Below are 17,958 nucleotides of genomic sequence, written 5' to 3'. Positions count from 1 at the left end.
TTTATCTTTTGTTCTTGATCATTTCCAATTACGCGATCAAATTATTCACCTTCTCAACCAGTTCCGTTAAATCAAATGGCTTATTGATGATGGCATCGCAACCGTAGGCATACAGGTCGGCCTCGCGGTTAACGTAAGCCGAAAATATAATTACAGGCACATTGCTAAATTTAGGGTGCGCTTTTATATTGCGGCATAGCTCGCCGCCGTTGGTACCCGCCACGCGGTAGTCCAGTATAACCAGGTTGGGGTTAAAATCCTCCAGCAGCGGCATAACATTTTTGCTTTCGCCTGTGCTTTTCACCTCAAAATTTTCGTAGGTGAGTGTTTCATGGACAATGTCGAGGATATCCTGGTTGTCATCCAATACTAAAATGCGCTTTACCATAAATGATAATAAATAAACTGAAAATATCTGAAAATGGTATCTATGCCATAAAAAAAATGACGTAATACGGTATCGGATGGGCTGTGTATGTTTAAGATATCATGAACAGGCTATCTCTCAAAGATACCACAAATATTTCTGTTAGTATGAAATATTATTGCTTAATACGCATAAAAATGTATCAATGTTGTTATACGGCCTGCCAGGATCAGAATCGGCATACCTTATAAACAACAAACCCGCATCAGCGGGTTTGTTGTTTAATTAATATGGGTAAGGTTTACCGGGATGGGCGCGTTTCCAGGCGCGCCGGCGTTCCAGCCAGGCCGCATGCTTTCTCTTCTGTTCCCGCCTGCGGGCTTCGTTACCAATAATGTAACCCCCACCGGCGCCAATGGCGCCGCCGATAACCGCGCCGCCAACGCTTTTACCTATCAGTGCGCCGGCAACAGCGCCACCTGCGCCTCCAATTATTGCACCTTTACCCTGTTTACTTATGCCTTTTTTCTCCTGCGCCTGCACGTTAAAATTTACCGTGGTAGTTAACGAAAGTAGCAGGCCGCCGTATATTAATAACTTTTTCATTGTAATATTTGCTTTTGTATGGATGCAAAGCAAATAACAAGCCGATTATTCAAAGGCTATTTTTAAGCATATTTCACAAACTTTTATTTGAGGAAATTAATGATGGCCGATGCGAATTGTATAGTATTGGCTGCAGTATTATGGTTTCCGGGTACGCTCACTATTTTTGATCGTGATATCATTTTTTGCAGGATGCTTACATCGCCGTTGGTATTATCTTCCGTGCCATCAATAAGCAGTACGGGTATTTTAACTTTTGCAAATTCCTGTTTGCTGGTGCTGGGCTGGTGCTTTTGCTGAAAGGCCAGCGCCAGGGTATCAAAATTATTTTTACGTATCCATACCATCATATCATCCACATCATGTATAGTGGTATCGCCCATCAGGGCTTTGTAAGCATGTATTCTTCTTGGCCACCCCGGGTTGGTATAATCGGCGCCCATGCCGCCCATAACAGCTTTATCTACACGTTTATCAAGCACCATCAACCGTGAAGTGATAATAGAACCGCGCGAGTAACCCACCACGGCATACTTTTTAAAGCCCAGGCTGGTAGCCAGCCCCATTATATCTTTTGCCTCGGCATCATTGGCATAACCGGCATCGGTATGGGGCTTATCAGACAAACCGTTACCCCTTTGGTCCAGTATAACCACCTTGTAACCATCCTGAAGCAGGGCAGGGTACAGGCTGCCATGCTTCCATCCCTGGCTGGTGCCGGTAAACCCATGCACCAATATCACCGGGTAGCCATCTCCCTTTACCTCGTAGTAAATTTTTGTGCCGTCAAATGATGTAAAGAATTTGCCTTCGGGCTGCTGTGCATAAAGGGTGAAGCTGCAGCAAAGGGCGATAATTAATGATAATAATAGCTTTCTCATGTTATACAAATAAGTTAATGATAAGCACCCCGGCCAAACCAATAACAGATACCAGGCTTTCCATTACCGACCACGATCGGAAGGTATCTTTTATGCTCAGGTTAAAATACTCTTTAAACAGCCAGAACCCCGAATCGTTAACATGCGAGAATGCCAGGCTGCCCGCGCCGATAGACAGCACCATCAGGTTAGGGTTTACATGTTCGGTAACAACCAGGCTGGCAACAATGCCGGCGGCAGTTAATCCCGCTACGGTAGCCGAACCCAGGCTGATGCGGATTATAGCGGCTATTACCCATCCTAAAACCAGCGGCGGCATATTGAAACTTTTAAGGCTATCGGCTATCTGGTTACTTACACCGCTGGTGGTAAGCACCTCTTTAAACGCGCCCGAGCCGGCTATAATAAGCAGGATAAGGGCGATATCTTTAACAGCATCGGTAAAATTAACGGCAATAGTGCTCATGCTGCGGCCTTGTTTTATGCCAAGCGTATAGGTAGCCACTATAAGGGCTATCAGCATAACGATGGATGGGTCGCCTAAAAAGGCCATGGCGTTCAGTATTTTCTGATCCTTAACACCCATGTATGGAAAAAACGCGGTAAGCATCAGGAGCATTACAGGCAGCAGGGCGGTAAAAAAACTGATAAAGCCGCTGGGCAGTTTATCGGCAGGCATTTCTTCGGCGCGGAAGGTAGCCAGCGGCTCGGATGGGATCTTTTTCAGGAACTGCGCGAATACCGGACCCGCAAGGATGATCGCGGGGATAGCAATAAGCAGCCCGTAAACAAACGTGGTAGCCATATTGGCATGAAACAGCACTACCAATGCCGACGGCGAAGGGTGCGGAGGCAAAAAGCCATGGGTAACCGATAACGAGGCAATCATGGGCAGGCCTATAAAAACTGCGGGCAGTTTGTATTTGTATACTACCGAAAATATAAGCGGCACCATCAGCACAAAGCCAATGCCATAAAACAACGGAATGCCGATAATAAAACCCGCCACCACCAAGGCCCACTGTATATATTTTTGCCCCACGGCGTTAACCAAAACCTCGGCTATTTTTTGGGCGGCGCCGCTTGCAGCAACCAGTTTACCCAGCATAGCGCCCAGACAAATAATAATAAGCAGGCCGCCCAGTATATCGCCCATGCCCTTTTGCACTGATGCGGTAACCTTATTAATGGGGATGCCTAACATTAAACCGGCCACTATGGATACCAGCAAAAAGGCGAGGAACGGGTTTAGCCTGGCCCAGCTAACTAAAAGGATGAGCAGTACTATACAAAACAGTATAACCAGCATGGTTTATATATTCAGAGGTTTATAATTGAATTGCCTGCCGCAGAAACCGGCGCAACTAATGTAACAACATTATATTAAAAGGGCGTATAGTACTTAAAAATAGGTGAATACTTTGAATGCTGCCCTTTATTAAGGGCTTAAAAAAAAGCCCGTTGCCTGGTGTAAATAAGCCTCGCCGTCACTGATGGGAGCCTTATTGATTTTTGCATAAAAAACGCTAAGTTTATGAATGTACCAGCTACAGCTATAACCAGTATGAAAAATCTTTTACTTGTACTATTTGTGTTTTATCAGTCGGTAGTTGTTGCACAAAGCACTGCGAGCGTAACTATAGCAAATAATAACGGGCACACCATTAGCCGGCATATTTACGGGCAGTTTGCCGAACATTTAGGCCGGGGTATTTATGGTGGTTTTTGGGTAGACAAAAGCTTGTCGGTTAAAAAGCAGGACCGTATCCGTCTGGATGTGGTTAACGCATTAAAAAAGATAAATATCCCGAACCTAAGGTGGCCGGGTGGTTGTTTTGCTGACGAGTACCACTGGCGCGACGGTATTGGCCCGCGCGAGCAACGGCCTAAAATGGTTAATACCAACTGGGGCGGCGTTACCGAGGACAACAGCTTTGGGACACATGAGTTTTTAGCCTTGTGCAAGCTGCTGAATTGCGAACCGTACATAGCCGGTAATGTTGGCAGCGGCACAGTAGAAGAAATGTCGAAATGGATAGAGTACCTTAACTCTGACAGCAAAAGCAGCGTGGCGCAGCTACGCGCCCGCAACGGCCATCCCGAGCCTTATAAAGTAAGCTTTTGGGGCGTAGGGAACGAAAGCTGGGGGTGCGGCGGATCGATGACCCCTGAATTTTATACGGATCAGTTTAAAAGGTATGCGGCATACGCTAAGGATTATCCTGGTTCGCCATTGAAAAAGATAGCCAGCGGCGCCAACGCCGACGATTATAACTGGACGGAAGTGTGCATGAAAAGGATCCCATTGGGCACCATGTGGGGCTTATCGTTGCATTACTATACCGTACCCACCGGTAACTGGAACAAAAAAGGCTCGGCCACTAAATTTACTGAAGCCGAATATTTTAATACCATGCTAAACTGCCTTAAAATGGAGGAGCTGGTAAACAAGCATTCGGCAATTATGGATAAGTATGACCCGGAAAAACGGGTAGCCCTGGTAGTTGACGAGTGGGGGGTGTGGACAGATCCGGAACCTAATACCAATCCGGGCTTTTTGTATCAGCAAAACAGCCTGCGCGACGCGCTCATAGCTGCTACCACGCTAAATATATTTAATAACCATTGCGATCGCATCAAAATGGCCGAACTGGCCCAAACGGTAAATGTATTGCAAGCTCTGATACTTACTGATAAAGCCAAAATGCTGCTTACCCCAACTTATCATGTATTTGATATGTATAAAGTGCATCAGGATGGCAAATATTTACCCATTAAGCTGCAATCGCCCGATTATACGGTTGGCGGCAAAACCATCCCTGCGGTTAACGTATCCGCATCGCAGGACGCAAGCGGCCGGACGCATATTTCGCTGGTTAATTTAGATATGAACAAAACGGTAACAGTAACTGCAAAGCTAACGGATATAAAGTGGGCAACTGTTAGCGGTCAAGTTTTAACTTCGGAAAATATCACGGATATAAACACGTTTCAGCAGCCCTCAAAATTATCGATACGTAATTTCGCAGGGGCAAAAAAAGCTGGAGATAATTTGTCGATAACGCTTCCGGCAAAGTCGGTGGTAATGCTGGAGCTTAAGTAGTTTTTTTTACCGGTTTATTTGTACGCTGCTCGGCCTTTTTAACCTCGTCCTTTTCACTCATCGGGAAATCGGTTTTCAATTCCTTATCCCCGGCAGAGGGTTTGGTTTCATTTTTTGACCGTGTTGTTTTTTTTGGTGAAGTTTCCATGATTCATGCGTCCTCTTTTATAAAACTTATGGCTCTGTAAAAAGTTTATAAAACTTCAAATTAACCCGCAAAAAAGTTTAAAAATTTCAAGAATTTTCTAAAAAAAGCGGTCATTTTTTGAGTTGCCGCAACTCGATCTTCAAATCTTTTAGCTGCTGCTGGGCCTGCCGGTTTTCCAGGTAAAAATAAATGGCGCAGGCCAAAAACACCTTGCCAAGTATAAATACCCCTATAAAAATGGTCTTCCATACCTTATGAACCTTCATGTGGTTCGATTCGGCTTCTACCTCAATGTACTGCGGACCGCCGCTATCGCGCCTGCCGAAATTTTTATATTTATCTCCCTGGGAATCAATATTCTGAGCGGGCTTGTTGGTTTGGCGCATCAGCTCATCAATATGGTCTGCTATTTTCTCCCAGGTGCGGTGAGGGGGTATAACTGCCATATGCCGGGCAATACGTTCCATATCAGTTTCCAGTTCGCGCAGGGCAGCGCTCACCTCAGGGTATTCGGCTTTCATATGTAACAGTTCGTCTACCTCTTCGGGTGAAGCCGAGCCCAATACATATGCTTCTAATATGCCGCTATTTATATACTCTTGTATCATAGCGGTTTATTTCTGATTAGAGTGATCGAATCCTTCAATAATTGCCGTACAGTTGCTACAGGCATATTTAATTCAGTAGCGAGGGCAGATATAGATTTGCCTTGATAGTATACGCCGTAAAAAACATGCTGCTGCTCTGTGCTCATTATATTAACTAGTTTGTTGCCGGTGAGGGTTGTAGGAACACCGGGCTTACCGTTACTTTTAAAACCGTCGGTTTCATAAATATATGCAAGCTTTTTGCGGGTAAATAGCTGTAACCGGCAAAAAGAATTTGCACCCGGAGCCGTAATGTGTTCTATATCTGACGGCTGTAAATCGTTAAAAACTTCAACCAGGTAGCGTTCGGCCGCCGGCGGGTCATTTATAGCCTCCTGTAAAAAGCCTAATAGCATGGCTGCATAGTTAGTATATAAACTATGTTTAAGTTGCTTTATTACAGGTAATGAAGTTTCAGATTGGGTTACCTGCTGTTTCAAGTTTAATCAATGTTTTGTTAGGGCTTGTAATACGCTTTAAATCTAATTAAAAAACATTTGGTTAAAAAAATTTCTTTAGCAGATTTATTTTATACTCCTTTAAAGAATATTTGTGCTGCGGTTAAATGTTAATTTAAGTTAAATCAGTCATCGGGTGGGTCACCGCTGATGACTTTAGTTTGCCCGGCTACCTGAATACCTGCTTCAGAAGATACCAGGTGTTGCCACCTGATAAAAGGTAGCCACCCAAGTTAACTGAGTAACTATTTCACCAAGGCGATACCGGTGCTGTATGCAAACGCGTCTTGAAAAGCTCCCACAAACTGGCTGGCAGTATCCGGAAGTTTATTGGCGTGCCTACGCAGGTAAAAGCCCGCAACGCCGGTTATCAGCGCGGCTGTCCCGCCAATCAGCATTCCTTTGAACATGCTTTGTTTGTTTTTCTTAAAGATAGCCGCTCCTGCAAAAGCGCCCGAAGCAATGTGAAGACCTAATTGTCGTACATCTATATGTTGAGTCCTTTTGCCTGACCGGTTTCTTTCTCTCTCTACCGCAGAGAATAGCGATGTGGCTAAACTGGTTATGGGCGATTGTGCAAAGCGCACAATTTTTAACGGACTGGAATAATACCCGTTACTATAATAATTGGCTATTGCAGGTGCCGCGCTTGCCCGCACACCGGCCACTGCCCCTAAACCTAATGTTTGCCAAACCGGTTTCCTGTAATTGCCCATATCTGTTCCTGTTGATGTTTTGAAGGAACAGCGAAAAGCTCAGATGGTTTGGTTTAAACAGGTAGTGGGCGGTTAACCAATTGCCACGGTAAACAAAAAAGCGGTGTTTTCACATCGCTTTTAAATTTTACATTGCTTTCTTGATACTATCCTGCTTCGCTTTGTCTTTTTTCTTGAAGAAGCCTTTAAGCAGGAAGCTATGCTGTACAGCTTCAAGGTCGTCATTAAGTTTAACCGAGCTTTGGTGCAAATAATCTAAAGTACTTTGCACTTTTACCGCCGCTTTAGGGTCGTTCAATAAAACACCGATAGCATTATCGGTAGTGTTTAGCTTATTACTGGCTTTATTAAGGTTATCAGTTAAGATGGTTGCATTATCCGCCGCCTCTTTTAAGCGTGTAACCGACGCGCGTATGCGGTTAAATGTAACTGTATCGGTAAGCACGTTATCGGCAAAACCACCCTTAGTGTTCATTTTATTGCTAAAGTTGTTTAATTGCGCCGACATTTTGGCCGCGTTTTGTGTGGCTGCCTGCAGGTTGCGCATGGTTTGCCTCAACTGCATACCCATACTGCTATCGGCCAATAAAGTGCCTACAGTACCTTTTCCGGCCAGTATCTGTTTACTCAGCTGCTTAAAATCGGTAGTAATGGCCAGCAGGTTTTGGTTATTTTGCTGCAGGGTTTTCATTACATCGTCGGTTGATAACAATTTCTCTGACTGCAATACGTCGCCATCCTGCACAGCAGGTGCCTGCGGGCTGCCGCCATCTATCACTATTATCTTATTTCCAATCAAACCGTCGCTGCTTATACGTACGCCGGCGTTGCGGTGTATATATTGCTGTGTGCTGGCATCAATGCTCATGACCACATCAACCTGGCCCGGACCTGTAAAGTTTATGTTTTTAATGGTGCCCACTTTAACGCCCGAGAACCAAACATTGTTGCCCTTTTTCAAGCCCGATACATCGTTAAATATCGAGCTGATATGTATGCTTTTTACAAATGTTTTTTGCTGCCCGCCAAGGGTAAGCACGCCAATTACAAACACGGCCACGCCAAGCAGGACGAAAACGCCTACTATTATTGATCTTTTATTTTCTGCTGTATCCATATATGGGGTACTAATATCTATTGTACAAAATTATAATCATAAAATGGTTTTACCCGCTCGTCTTTAGTGGCAAACACCTCGTCAAAAGTTCCAACCCGCTGAAATTGGCCGTCCAAAAGCATAGCGATACGATCGCCGGTCATCTTAGCGCAGGTAAGGTCGTGCGTAATAATGATAGACGAAGTATGATACCGCTGCTGCACCTCGTTTATCAGGTCGTTTATTTCGATACAGGTTATGGGGTCGAGCCCTGCAGTGGGTTCGTCATAAAGCATTATTTCCGGGTTCAGTATCAGCGTACGGGCAATACCAATGCGTTTACGCTGCCCGCCCGATAGTTCTGCCGGCATTTGGTTAATGGTTTGCGACAGACCCACAGCATCTAAAACGGTTTCAACCGCGGTATTTATTTCTTTACGGGTGATACCTTTACGGTTACGCACCAGTGGGAACTCCAGGTTCTTGCGAACGGTCATGCTGTCGTAAAGGGCGCTGTTCTGAAAAGAGAACCCTATGCGTATACGTAGCTCTTCCAGCGCGTGTTGCGATATGGTGGTAACCTCGTTACCCAAAACCTCAATTGTGCCCGCATCAGGGGTTAGCAGACCCGATATGAGTTTAATTAATACCGATTTACCCGTGCCCGAACGCCCCAGCACCACAAGGTTCTCGCCCTGGTAAAGGTCAAGGTCTATGCCGCGCAGCACATCATAGTCAGCAAAGGATTTTTCTACCCCCCTGATCTTGATGACCGTGTTGTTCTTATCGATATGTGCCTTTTCCTTCTTCATGATATTAGCGGAACCAACCGGCTATCTGTACAATTAAAACTTCTTCAATAAACACCAGGAACATGGCCGTAACAACTGCGCCGTTTGCTGCTTTACCCACACCTTCGGTGCCTTTTGTCGAGTTATACCCTTGGTAGCAGCCTACTATGCCGATGGTAAAACCAAAAATAATGGCCTTACTAAGCGACGCCCAAAAATCGATAAAGGTTAAAGGCTCGAAAGCCTGCTCCATAAAAACGCTGTAACTGGTGCCCTCGTTTTGGCTTACGTTCAAATACCCGCCTATTAGGGCAATAAAAGCGGTATATGTAGCTAATAGAGGTATAGTAATGGTTGTGGCTATAACACGCGTGCATACCAAAAACTTAAACGGCTTGGTGCCCGATACTTCCATGGCATCTATCTGCTCGGTAACCCGCATAGATCCCAATTCGGCACCAATGCTTGAGCCTACCTTGCCGGCTGCAATAAGCGCGGTAACCAGCGGCGCAAGCGCTTTCATGATGGCGATAGATACCAGCGAAGGCAGCCAGGATGTCGCTCCAAAGTCGGTGAGCGACGGGCGGCTTTGTTTGGTAAATATAACCCCGACAATAAAACCGGTTAACGTTATCAATGTAAACGACCGTACACCCGTTTCGTAACACTGGCGCACCACCTCTTTAAATTCGTAAGGGGGCACAAGCACTTCTTTAAAAAAACGCATCACAAAAGCATACACCCTGTGCAGCATTAAAAAAAAAGCAGCTAGTTTGTTCTGCGTTTTTTTGATACGCGATTGGGCGGGCCTGGTTGAATTATCTACGCTATCCATTAATTTGGCAAAGGTATAACTAAAGTAAGATATAGATAAACCTACAGCCCAAATTGTTTTAAAAGATGTTCACCGGAATGTAATAAATTGCTAAAGCCGTTACGAGAACTTTTTAAACGTTTTTCAAAAGCCTTGTAAAGTTTGTCAGATTTGAAATAAAAGTATCATGTCAAAAGCCCGGATATCTGCTTATATACTTTCGAAACAGGCGTTTTCATTGTTAAGCGGCTATCAAGAAATGTAAAAATAGTATTATAGTGTACTTTTTAATTTGGGTACTTTTGATTCACCACTTATATTGCAACTACCAATTAAACCATTGTATTGTACGCTGCGGCATTATGATACACCATTTATTATACCGTGAAGGCGAGAAGGAAATACAGGGGATTAGTGCTTGCAGTTACAATACTGTTTACAGCGGCAAATATATATGCGCAAACTAACGAGTTTCAATTTTCCCGGTTAGATATTACCGATGGTCTGTCGCATAACCAGGTAAACACCATTTTAAAGGATAGCAAGGGTTTTATGTGGTTTGGCACGCTTTCGGGGCTAAACCGTTACGATGGCTATAAATTTAAGGTTTACAAACATATTGAGGGTGATACCACCAGCCTGAATGACGACTTTATAGTTACGATTGCCGAAGGCCCTGATAATAAGCTGTGGATAGAGACCCGTAACGGCTTCAATATCTACGACCCGGAAACAGACCGGTTCAGCCATAATACAGGGCAATACCTCAATTCTATACATGTCCCCGCTATGGGGCTCACGGCCGTAAAAAAGGACCGAAACGGTAATTTTTGGTTTTTAAATGCCAGCTCAGGCCTTTACAGGTATCAGCCGTCAGCAAAAAAAACCACGCGTATCAGTTATAGGCCGGGTTTAAATGGCTCGATAAATAGCAACGCAGTGGTTGACCTTGCATCCGATTCAAAGGGGAATATCTGGCTGGTTTACAACAAAGGTGTGTTAGAGCGTATGAGCCCGGTAAATTATCGCGTAAACTATAGAAAACAATTGAGTCCGCTGCCGCCGGGACTGAACACTGGCTACCGGGTTTTTATTGACGCGCAGGACGATGTCTGGGCTTTTGTGCCCACATATTCATCGGGTGTTTATTACCTTAATGCCAATCAAAGTGTTTTTAAGCATATTGATAAGGGAAACGGCCCGGATGGGTTAAATACAAATGTGGTATCGAACCTGATACAGGACGACAAGAACAGGATTTGGATAGCCACCGACCACGGTGGTGTGAACCTGTTAAGCAAACAAGACTTTAAGATCAAATACATTACCAACCGCGAGGACGATACCAAAACAATAGGGCAAAACAGCATCATCCTTTTGTATAAGGATGATACAGGCATTATTTGGGTAGGTACCTACAAGCGTGGCATTAGCTATTACCACGAAAGCATCATCAAATTCCCGCTTTATACGCATCACCTGTCTGACCCGGGAAGCCTTAGCTTCAGCGATGTGAATAAATTTGTTGAAGACAGGTATGGTAACCTGTGGCTGGGTACCAATGGCGGCGGATTGGTCTATTTTAATCGTAAAGATGGCAGTTTTAAAAAATACCTGCACAACGCTGCCGACCCCGCCAGCCTTACTAACAATGTAATTGTAAGCATGTGCCTCGACCATGAGCAAAAGCTTTGGATAGGTACTTATTTTGGAGGCCTTGACTGCTTTGACGGCAAAACTTTTAAACATTACCGCCATAACGACGCGCAGCCGGGTAGTTTATCTGAAGACCGTGTATGGTCAATCCTGGAAGACTCTGATAATAACCTTTGGGTGGGTACCCTTGCCGGCGGCCTTAACCTGCTTGACCGTAAAACAGATACCTTTAAACATTACCGATTGAAACCGGGTGATCAGCAGTCGCTTTATTCAAATTATATAGCGGCGCTGTTAGAGGATAGGCGCAAAAACTTGTGGGTGGTTACCTCGTTCGGGGTTGATGTACTGAACAGGAAAACCAATAAGTTCATGCATTATATACATGACGACAAAAACCCCAATAGTGTAGTAAATAACAATACCAATAATATTTTAGAGGATAGCAGCGGGCTGATATGGATCAGTACACGCGAGGGCATCAGTGTACTTGACCCTATCAAACAAAAGTTTACTAATATTACCCACAAGGACGGCCTGCCCGACAATACGGTTATAGAACTGCGCGAGGATGACAATCACAACATCTGGGCAAGCACGCCTAACGGCCTGTCAAATATTATTGTAACGCGGGGGGCAAATAAAATAAGCTTCAGGTTTATAAACTATAACGAGCGTGACGGTCTTCAGGGCCGTGAGTTTACAGCAAACGCATCCTATAAAACCCGCAGCGGAGAAATGATCTTTGGCGGCGGCAACGGATTTAACATATTTAAGCCTGTGAGCCTGCGCACCAGCAGGAATGTACCGCCATTGGTTTTTACCGATTTCCAGGTGTTTAACAAGAGTATTGCCGTTGGCGAAAAGGTATACGGAAAGGTCATTCTTACCAATGCCATTGCCAACACAACCTCGGTTGTGCTGAAACATAACGAGAATGTTTTTGGGGTGGAGTTTGCCGCACTTAATTATTTTGATGCGGATAAGGTGAAGTTTGAATATAGCATGCAGGGATTTGATAAGAACTGGATAACCGCTGATAACGTTACCCGCAAGGTGGTTTACACCAACCTAGACGCCGGGGATTACACCTTTAAAGTACGAGCATCAAACCCGGGTTTTTGGGCCAGTAAAGAAATAGCCCTGCACGTTACCATATTACCCCCCTGGTGGAAAACCACCGTTGCTTACCTGTTATATGCATTGGCATTTGTTGGAGCGCTGTTTTACCTGCGGCATAGGGGTATCCAGAAGATACGCGCGCAATTTTTACTGGAAAAAGAGCGCGAAGAGACGCAGCGCCTGCACGAGCTTGACCTGATGAAGATAAAGTTCTTTACCAATGTCAGTCACGAGTTCCGCACGCCGTTGTCGCTTATTATGGCCCCGGTTGATAAGATCATTAAACAAACACAGGAACCCGATATACAAAAACAGCTTTTGTTGGTAAATCGCAATGCCAAGCGCCTGCTAAACCTGGTTAACCAACTGCTCGATTTCCGAAAGATGGAATACCAGGAACTAAAGCTGCATACCAGACCCGGGGATATCATCGGCTTTGTCAGCGAGTTGGCGCATTCGTTTACAGATGTAGCCGAGCAAAAAGGTATAAGGTTTGTATTTGATGCCGAGGTGGATGAGTTTCACACCACCTTTGACCATGATAAAATTGAGCGCATTATGTTCAACCTGCTCTCCAACGCCTATAAATTTACGCACGAGGGTGGCCATGTAAGCTTGTTGATGTACTTTAAAAACGGTGATGATATATTGCAGCACCAGTTAGAAATTAAGGTAATAGACACAGGAATAGGTATTCGTAACGATAAGCTCGACCGAATCTTTGAACCCTTTTTCCAGAACGATCTCCCCGGCTCTATGCTGAACCAGGGCAGCGGAATAGGCTTATCTATTACCAGGGAGTTTGTGCGCCTGCATGGCGGCGAGATAACCGTGGAGAGTGAATTTAATCAGGGCAGTTGTTTTACAGTTTTGCTGCCGTTGCAGGCGCTGGATAAAGGCTTATTTACCGATACGCCTGTACTTTTGCAGCATGCGGGCGACGCGATATTGAATATTGATAGTCAAAAAACGGTGACCACAAGGGAACTGCGCGACGGCAAAAAGCCAACCGTGCTTTTGGTAGAAGATAATGACGATTTCCGGTTTTATATCAAGGATAACTTAAAGGACGCATTTAATATCATAGAGGCCGAAAATGGCAAAAAGGGCTGGCAAAAGGCCCTTGCCCAACACCCCAACCTGGTAGTAAGTGACATTGCGATGCCCGAAATGAACGGCATCGACTTGTGCTTAAAAATAAAAAGCGATACCCGCACATCGCACATCCCGGTGATACTGCTTACCGCCATGGCAGGCGAAGAGCAGCAGCTTAAAGGCCTGGGCACCGGCGCCAGCGATTATATGACTAAGCCTTTTAACTTCGAGATATTGCTGTCTAAGATCAAAAATATACTTAGTCAGCAGGAGTATATGCGAAAAACCTATCAGAAACAGGTAGAAGCAAAGCCAACAGAAATGCACGTTGATTCGCCCGACGAGGTGTTCATAAAAAAGGTTTTGGTGCAGATAGATAACAATATTTCTAACCCGAATTTTTCGGTAGAAGAACTGAGCAGCGAAATGTGCGTTAGCAGGTATACCCTTTACAAAAAAATCCTGCAAATGACCGGCAAAACCCCGAATGAACTGGTTCGGCAAATGCGCCTTAAACGGGCTGCACAACTGCTTGGTACAGGTCATCTCACCATTTCGCAGATATGCCACAAAGTGGGCTTTAAAAGCCAGAAGTACTTTGTTAAAACTTTCAAAGCAGAATTTAACACCATCCCGTCGCGCTATGGCGAGAGGGTTACTGAGTAGATATTGTTAGAATTAATATCGAATGCTAACAGCGAAGGTATCTTCATTATTCGAAATTCAAAATTCGGTCTTCGATATTTCTTACCAGCTTCCATAAGTAGTGAAGCTTAACTATCCTTCATTGCCGTTGGCTTTCCCCAACGGATGACAGCATCTCAAACTGTCTTAGCCAAACTTACTTGCTCCTGCGGGTTGATACATTCTTATACAAAGCATTCATGCAAATTTAACGCCTCAAGCTGTTATTGCATAATACTATTTAACCACTTTATAAAGTGAACAGACTACCTAGTGGGGTGCACATATGTAATTTAATAACTGTAAAGTGCATTTAATTATAATTAAATTATTGATAATCAGTATTTTAATTTGAGTTGACATTTGTGCCCCTATATATCCACAACAGGGGTTTCAATAGCATATAATTTTAACCCCTGAATAATCAATAATGCACCGGCAGCAATTGCCGCGGCCCGATTATATAAACCAATTAACCAGTTTTTAAATACTTTTTGAACAAATGCAGGTGCTGTTACATGCCGCAGTAAAGCTGCCGCGGCCTTTACGGCAAGCGAATTAATAAACCACGTACACCAATTTAATCAATATAAACCAACCAAAAACTAATTACTTATTATGGGAAAAATTCTACGAATAGCATTGCTGTTTGCCTCCTTCCTCATTTGCGCTACAACCATGGCGCAAACCGGGGGCACGGTGATCAAAGGAACAGTAACAGACGATGGCGGCGCCCTGCCCGGCGTTACCGTATCTGTTAAAGATGGCAAAGGTGTTGCCGTAACCGATGTTAACGGCAGGTACAGCATTACGGTTGCGCCAACGGCAAGGGTGCTGGTGTTCAAATTTGTCGGGCTCGAAACGCGCGAGATCGCCATAAACGGCCAAACCACCATTGATGCTAAATTAAAGGCATCAAACACCTCGCTTAACGAGGTGGTGGTAATTGGCTACGGCAGCATCCGCCGGGCTGACATTACCTCGTCTATTTCATCGGTTAGCGAAAAGGATATCAAGAACCTGCCCGTTGCCGGTGTTGACCAGGCTATACAGGGCAAGGTGGCCGGTGTAACTGTAATGAATAACTCCGGCCAGCCTGGTGGCGGCGTTTCGGTACGTGTGCGTGGTATAACCAGCGCTACCGGTTCAAACGAGCCATTATATGTAATAGATGGTGTACAGTTTGCCAGCAATAATAACAACAGCCTTAACCAGGATTTCCTGGGCGGCGGTTCGGGGCAAACAGGGCAGAGCGTTTTGGCTACACTTAGTCCATCTGATATCGAATCTATCGATATTTTGAAAGATGCTTCGGCGCAGGCAATTTATGGTTCGCGCGGTGCAAACGGTGTAGTTATCATCAATACCAAACGCGGTAAGGCAGGCCAGAGTAAACTAAATTACGATGCCTATGTAGGTTTTTCGGAAATACCAAAAAAATTGAAGGTAATGGACCTAAGGCAATATGCCGAATACCGTAACTCGCTGGTTAACGAAGTGCGTGCGGTACCTGGAAGCGGACTTGACAGCACCCTGGAGTTCAGGGATCCATCGGTATTAGGCCGCGGAACCGATTGGCAGGACGAGATCTACCAGCGTGGCGTTGTTACCAGCCACCAGTTATCAGTATCGGGCGGCACCGATAGAACGCAGTTTTACTTTAGTGGCGGTTACTTAAACCAAACCGGTACGCTTATTAAAACCGGGTTCGACAGGTACACCGTAAGGGCGAGTATAGATCACCAGGTAAACAACTGGTTAAAGACGGGTTTAACAACCAACATGTCAAAAAGCAGCCAGCAAATCGGCTTAAGCGATGGGTTTGACGCAGTTACCAGTACCGTATTGTATAATACGCCGGTATCGCCTGTGCGTGATATTTATGGTAACTACATTACCAATGCCAATGTGGGCGGATACCAGATAAACCTTACCAACAACCCGGTTACATTGGCACAAAACCGTGATGTACGTACGGCTAATAGCAAAGCTTTAGGCGCGCTGTATGCCGAAGTGAAAATTATAAAAGGCCTAACCTTACGTAACGAGGTTAACTACAACTTTAACCTGGAAAGCGACCGGGCGTTTCAGCCGTTCCTGGAAAACAGCATTACCGGCGACGTTATCCTTTCGCCGAGCCGCATCCGCGAGCAACGCACCCAAAGCTTGTATTGGGATGTAAAGAACTTTCTGAATTTTGACCGCTCATTTGGTAAGCATAGCGTAAGTGCAACATTGGGTCACGAGGTTCAACGGTCGGATTACGATTACATCAATGCCAATCGTAACGGACTGGTAGCAAATCTGCCGTCATTAAACGCCGGCTTGGCCGACCTTACACAAGGCATCGGCGCAGGTGCAGGCACCTGGAGTATGGAATCGTACTTTGCACGTGCAGGCTATACCTTTAACGACAGGTATGCCATATCGGGTACTATCCGCCGCGATGGGTCGTCAAGCTTTGGGCCCGGCAAAAGGTGGGGAACCTTCCCTGCGGTTTCGGCATCGTGGACAGCTACAAATGAAGAGTTCCTGAAAGACCTTAAAAACTTAAGTTATTTAAAAGTGCGCTTAGGTTATGGCGAGGTAGGTAACCAAAGCACTTCTGCAAATGCCTTTGTATCAAACATTCAACTATTTGGCACCGCGCCTTTTGGCCCGGGCAGCCTTCCGTTCAATGTGGCTAACCCAGATCTAGGCTGGGAATCTGTAAAAACATACAACGCGGGTATCGACCTTACTACCTTAAGCGGCAAAGCCGAATTAACCGTAGATGTTTACAAAAAGATCACCACCAATATGCTTTTGGCAAGCCAGTTGCCATCGTTCTCGGGCTTGGGCACCAACTGGAATGACATCCAGTCGCCAATTACCAATGCCGGCGAAATGACCAATACGGGTATTGATATCGGTATCACATCGTACAACATCCGCAACAAGGATTTCAATTGGAAAACCAATCTTACGTTTAGCCATTACAAAAACAAACTGGTGAGGTTAAATAACCCTACAGCTACATTAACCGGCATATTTAACGAATACGGCACCAGCAACCTGGTATCGTTGACCGCACCGGGCAGTCCTATAGGCAGCTACTACGGCTTTGTAACCGATGGTTTATTTAAAAGCCAGGAAGAACTGGCCGCGGGCCCTATTCCGGCAGGTTTAACTGTTGCGCCGGGTTCGTTATGGCTGGGTGATATCCGTTATAAGGACCTTGATGGCAATGGCATTATCAACGATAAGGACGCACGTGTAATAGGCGACCCTAACCCGAAATTCACTTACGGCTTTACCAATACGTTTAGCTATAAAGGTGTGGACCTTTCGGTGTTCTTGTACGGCAGTTACGGCGGCCAGATATTTAATTATACCCGCAGGCAAACCGAAGCCATGTCTAATTCAAACAACAACCAGTTGGTTACCGTGCTTAACAGGTACACGGATACAAATACCGAAACAAATATGCCAAGGTATAACCAGTGGACCAACAACAACACCAGGATATCTGACAGGTATATCGAGAGCGGATCGTACCTGCGCATACAGAATGTAGCATTGGGTTATAACCTGCCAAAAAGCATCATGAGCAAACTTAAAATTGCATCGGTAAGGCTTTACGCATCGGTACAAAACCTGTACACCTTTACCAAATACACCGGGTACGACCCTGAGTTAGGTGCCATAAACAGTACTGTTGGGTTTATGAACGTGGATAACGGCCACTACCCGATACCGCGCACATTTACGTTTGGTACCAATGTTCAGTTTTAA

Annotated in this window: 14 protein-coding genes; 3 read left to right on the top strand and 11 right to left on the bottom strand. The window is 45.0% G+C overall.

Annotated elements, in window-relative coordinates; all coding sequences use genetic code 11:
* Window positions 1-28 precede the first annotated feature (28 nt).
* The 4 genes from HDC91_RS13105 to HDC91_RS13090 all read right to left on the bottom strand — a co-directional run bounded on the left by HDC91_RS13105 (window position 29) and on the right by HDC91_RS13090 (window position 3,163).
* Complete coding sequence (locus HDC91_RS13105) at window positions 29-388, bottom strand: response regulator (RefSeq protein WP_183552863.1); 360 nt, start codon at window positions 386-388, stop codon at window positions 29-31.
* Between the two features lie 264 nt (window positions 389-652).
* Window positions 653-973 carry a hypothetical protein gene (locus tag HDC91_RS13100; protein ID WP_183552861.1) on the bottom strand — a complete coding sequence of 107 codons (321 nt, stop codon included), beginning with the start codon at window positions 971-973 and terminating at the stop codon, window positions 653-655.
* 83 nt (window positions 974-1,056) lie between these two features.
* Window positions 1,057-1,854 carry an alpha/beta fold hydrolase gene (locus tag HDC91_RS13095; protein WP_183552859.1) on the bottom strand — a complete coding sequence of 266 codons (798 nt, stop codon included), beginning with the start codon at window positions 1,852-1,854 and terminating at the stop codon, window positions 1,057-1,059.
* 1 nt (window position 1,855) lies between these two features.
* Window positions 1,856-3,163, bottom strand: coding sequence for a gluconate:H+ symporter (locus HDC91_RS13090; RefSeq protein ID WP_183552857.1), 1,308 nt, complete (start codon window positions 3,161-3,163; stop codon window positions 1,856-1,858).
* A gap of 255 nt (window positions 3,164-3,418) precedes the next feature.
* Between HDC91_RS13090 and HDC91_RS13085 the strand changes: the two genes are divergently transcribed.
* Window positions 3,419-4,957 (top strand): alpha-N-arabinofuranosidase, encoded by a 1,539-nt coding sequence (locus HDC91_RS13085; protein WP_183552855.1) that lies wholly within the window; start codon window positions 3,419-3,421, stop codon window positions 4,955-4,957.
* On the opposite strand, the gene HDC91_RS13080 is transcribed toward HDC91_RS13085, so the two are convergent.
* From HDC91_RS13080 to HDC91_RS13050, 7 genes are all read right to left on the bottom strand, one after another.
* Window positions 4,950-5,105 carry a hypothetical protein gene (locus HDC91_RS13080; protein ID WP_183552853.1) on the bottom strand — a complete coding sequence of 52 codons (156 nt, stop codon included), beginning with the start codon at window positions 5,103-5,105 and terminating at the stop codon, window positions 4,950-4,952. The genes HDC91_RS13085 and HDC91_RS13080 overlap by 8 nt on opposite strands.
* A gap of 110 nt (window positions 5,106-5,215) precedes the next feature.
* A complete protein-coding gene (locus HDC91_RS13075) occupies window positions 5,216-5,713 on the bottom strand; it encodes a hypothetical protein (RefSeq protein ID WP_183552851.1) in 498 nt (165 codons plus the stop codon).
* Window positions 5,710-6,192 (bottom strand): sigma-70 family RNA polymerase sigma factor, encoded by a 483-nt coding sequence (locus tag HDC91_RS13070; protein WP_183552849.1) that lies wholly within the window; start codon window positions 6,190-6,192, stop codon window positions 5,710-5,712. Before HDC91_RS13070 ends, HDC91_RS13075 begins: the two co-directional genes overlap by 4 nt.
* A 263-nt stretch (window positions 6,193-6,455) precedes the next feature.
* A complete protein-coding gene (locus HDC91_RS13065) occupies window positions 6,456-6,926 on the bottom strand; it encodes a hypothetical protein (RefSeq protein ID WP_183552847.1) in 471 nt (156 codons plus the stop codon).
* A 127-nt stretch (window positions 6,927-7,053) separates the two neighbouring features.
* A complete protein-coding gene (locus tag HDC91_RS13060) occupies window positions 7,054-8,043 on the bottom strand; it encodes an MlaD family protein (protein WP_162430618.1) in 990 nt (329 codons plus the stop codon).
* A gap of 17 nt (window positions 8,044-8,060) precedes the next feature.
* Complete coding sequence (locus tag HDC91_RS13055) at window positions 8,061-8,834, bottom strand: ABC transporter ATP-binding protein (RefSeq protein WP_183552845.1); 774 nt, start codon at window positions 8,832-8,834, stop codon at window positions 8,061-8,063.
* 4 nt (window positions 8,835-8,838) lie between these two features.
* Window positions 8,839-9,648: an ABC transporter permease gene (locus HDC91_RS13050; protein WP_183552843.1), complete on the bottom strand. Its 810-nt coding sequence runs from the start codon at window positions 9,646-9,648 to the stop codon at window positions 8,839-8,841.
* A 363-nt stretch (window positions 9,649-10,011) separates the two neighbouring features.
* Between HDC91_RS13050 and HDC91_RS13045 the strand changes: the two genes are divergently transcribed.
* Window positions 10,012-14,166: a two-component regulator propeller domain-containing protein gene (locus HDC91_RS13045; RefSeq protein ID WP_183552841.1), complete on the top strand. Its 4,155-nt coding sequence runs from the start codon at window positions 10,012-10,014 to the stop codon at window positions 14,164-14,166.
* 636 nt (window positions 14,167-14,802) lie between these two features.
* A complete protein-coding gene (locus HDC91_RS13040) occupies window positions 14,803-17,958 on the top strand; it encodes a TonB-dependent receptor (protein ID WP_255476723.1) in 3,156 nt (1,051 codons plus the stop codon).

It is taken from the genome of Mucilaginibacter sp. AK015 (assembly GCF_014200785.1).
In the GTDB taxonomy this organism is placed as follows: Bacteria; Bacteroidota; Bacteroidia; order Sphingobacteriales; family Sphingobacteriaceae; genus Mucilaginibacter.
Note: the sequence above shows the minus strand (reverse complement) of the source record. Positions and strands in the feature narration are given on the sequence as shown.

Excerpts from the sequence above, each read along its gene's own strand:
- HDC91_RS13105 (WP_183552863.1), bottom strand. The coding sequence starts at position 388 with ATGGTAAAGCGCATTTTAGTATTGGATGACAACCAGGATATCCTCGAC.
- HDC91_RS13100 (WP_183552861.1), bottom strand. The coding sequence starts at position 973 with ATGAAAAAGTTATTAATATACGGCGGCCTGCTACTTTCGTTAACTACC.
- HDC91_RS13095 (WP_183552859.1), bottom strand. The coding sequence starts at position 1,854 with ATGAGAAAGCTATTATTATCATTAATTATCGCCCTTTGCTGCAGCTTC.
- HDC91_RS13090 (WP_183552857.1), bottom strand. The coding sequence starts at position 3,163 with ATGCTGGTTATACTGTTTTGTATAGTACTGCTCATCCTTTTAGTTAGC.
- HDC91_RS13085 (WP_183552855.1), top strand. The coding sequence starts at position 3,419 with ATGAAAAATCTTTTACTTGTACTATTTGTGTTTTATCAGTCGGTAGTT.
- HDC91_RS13080 (WP_183552853.1), bottom strand. The coding sequence starts at position 5,105 with ATGGAAACTTCACCAAAAAAAACAACACGGTCAAAAAATGAAACCAAA.
- HDC91_RS13075 (WP_183552851.1), bottom strand. The coding sequence starts at position 5,713 with ATGATACAAGAGTATATAAATAGCGGCATATTAGAAGCATATGTATTG.
- HDC91_RS13065 (WP_183552847.1), bottom strand. The coding sequence starts at position 6,926 with ATGGGCAATTACAGGAAACCGGTTTGGCAAACATTAGGTTTAGGGGCA.
- HDC91_RS13060 (WP_162430618.1), bottom strand. The coding sequence starts at position 8,043 with ATGGATACAGCAGAAAATAAAAGATCAATAATAGTAGGCGTTTTCGTC.
- HDC91_RS13055 (WP_183552845.1), bottom strand. The coding sequence starts at position 8,834 with ATGAAGAAGGAAAAGGCACATATCGATAAGAACAACACGGTCATCAAG.
- HDC91_RS13050 (WP_183552843.1), bottom strand. The coding sequence starts at position 9,648 with ATGGATAGCGTAGATAATTCAACCAGGCCCGCCCAATCGCGTATCAAA.
- HDC91_RS13040 (WP_255476723.1), top strand. The coding sequence starts at position 14,803 with ATGGGAAAAATTCTACGAATAGCATTGCTGTTTGCCTCCTTCCTCATT.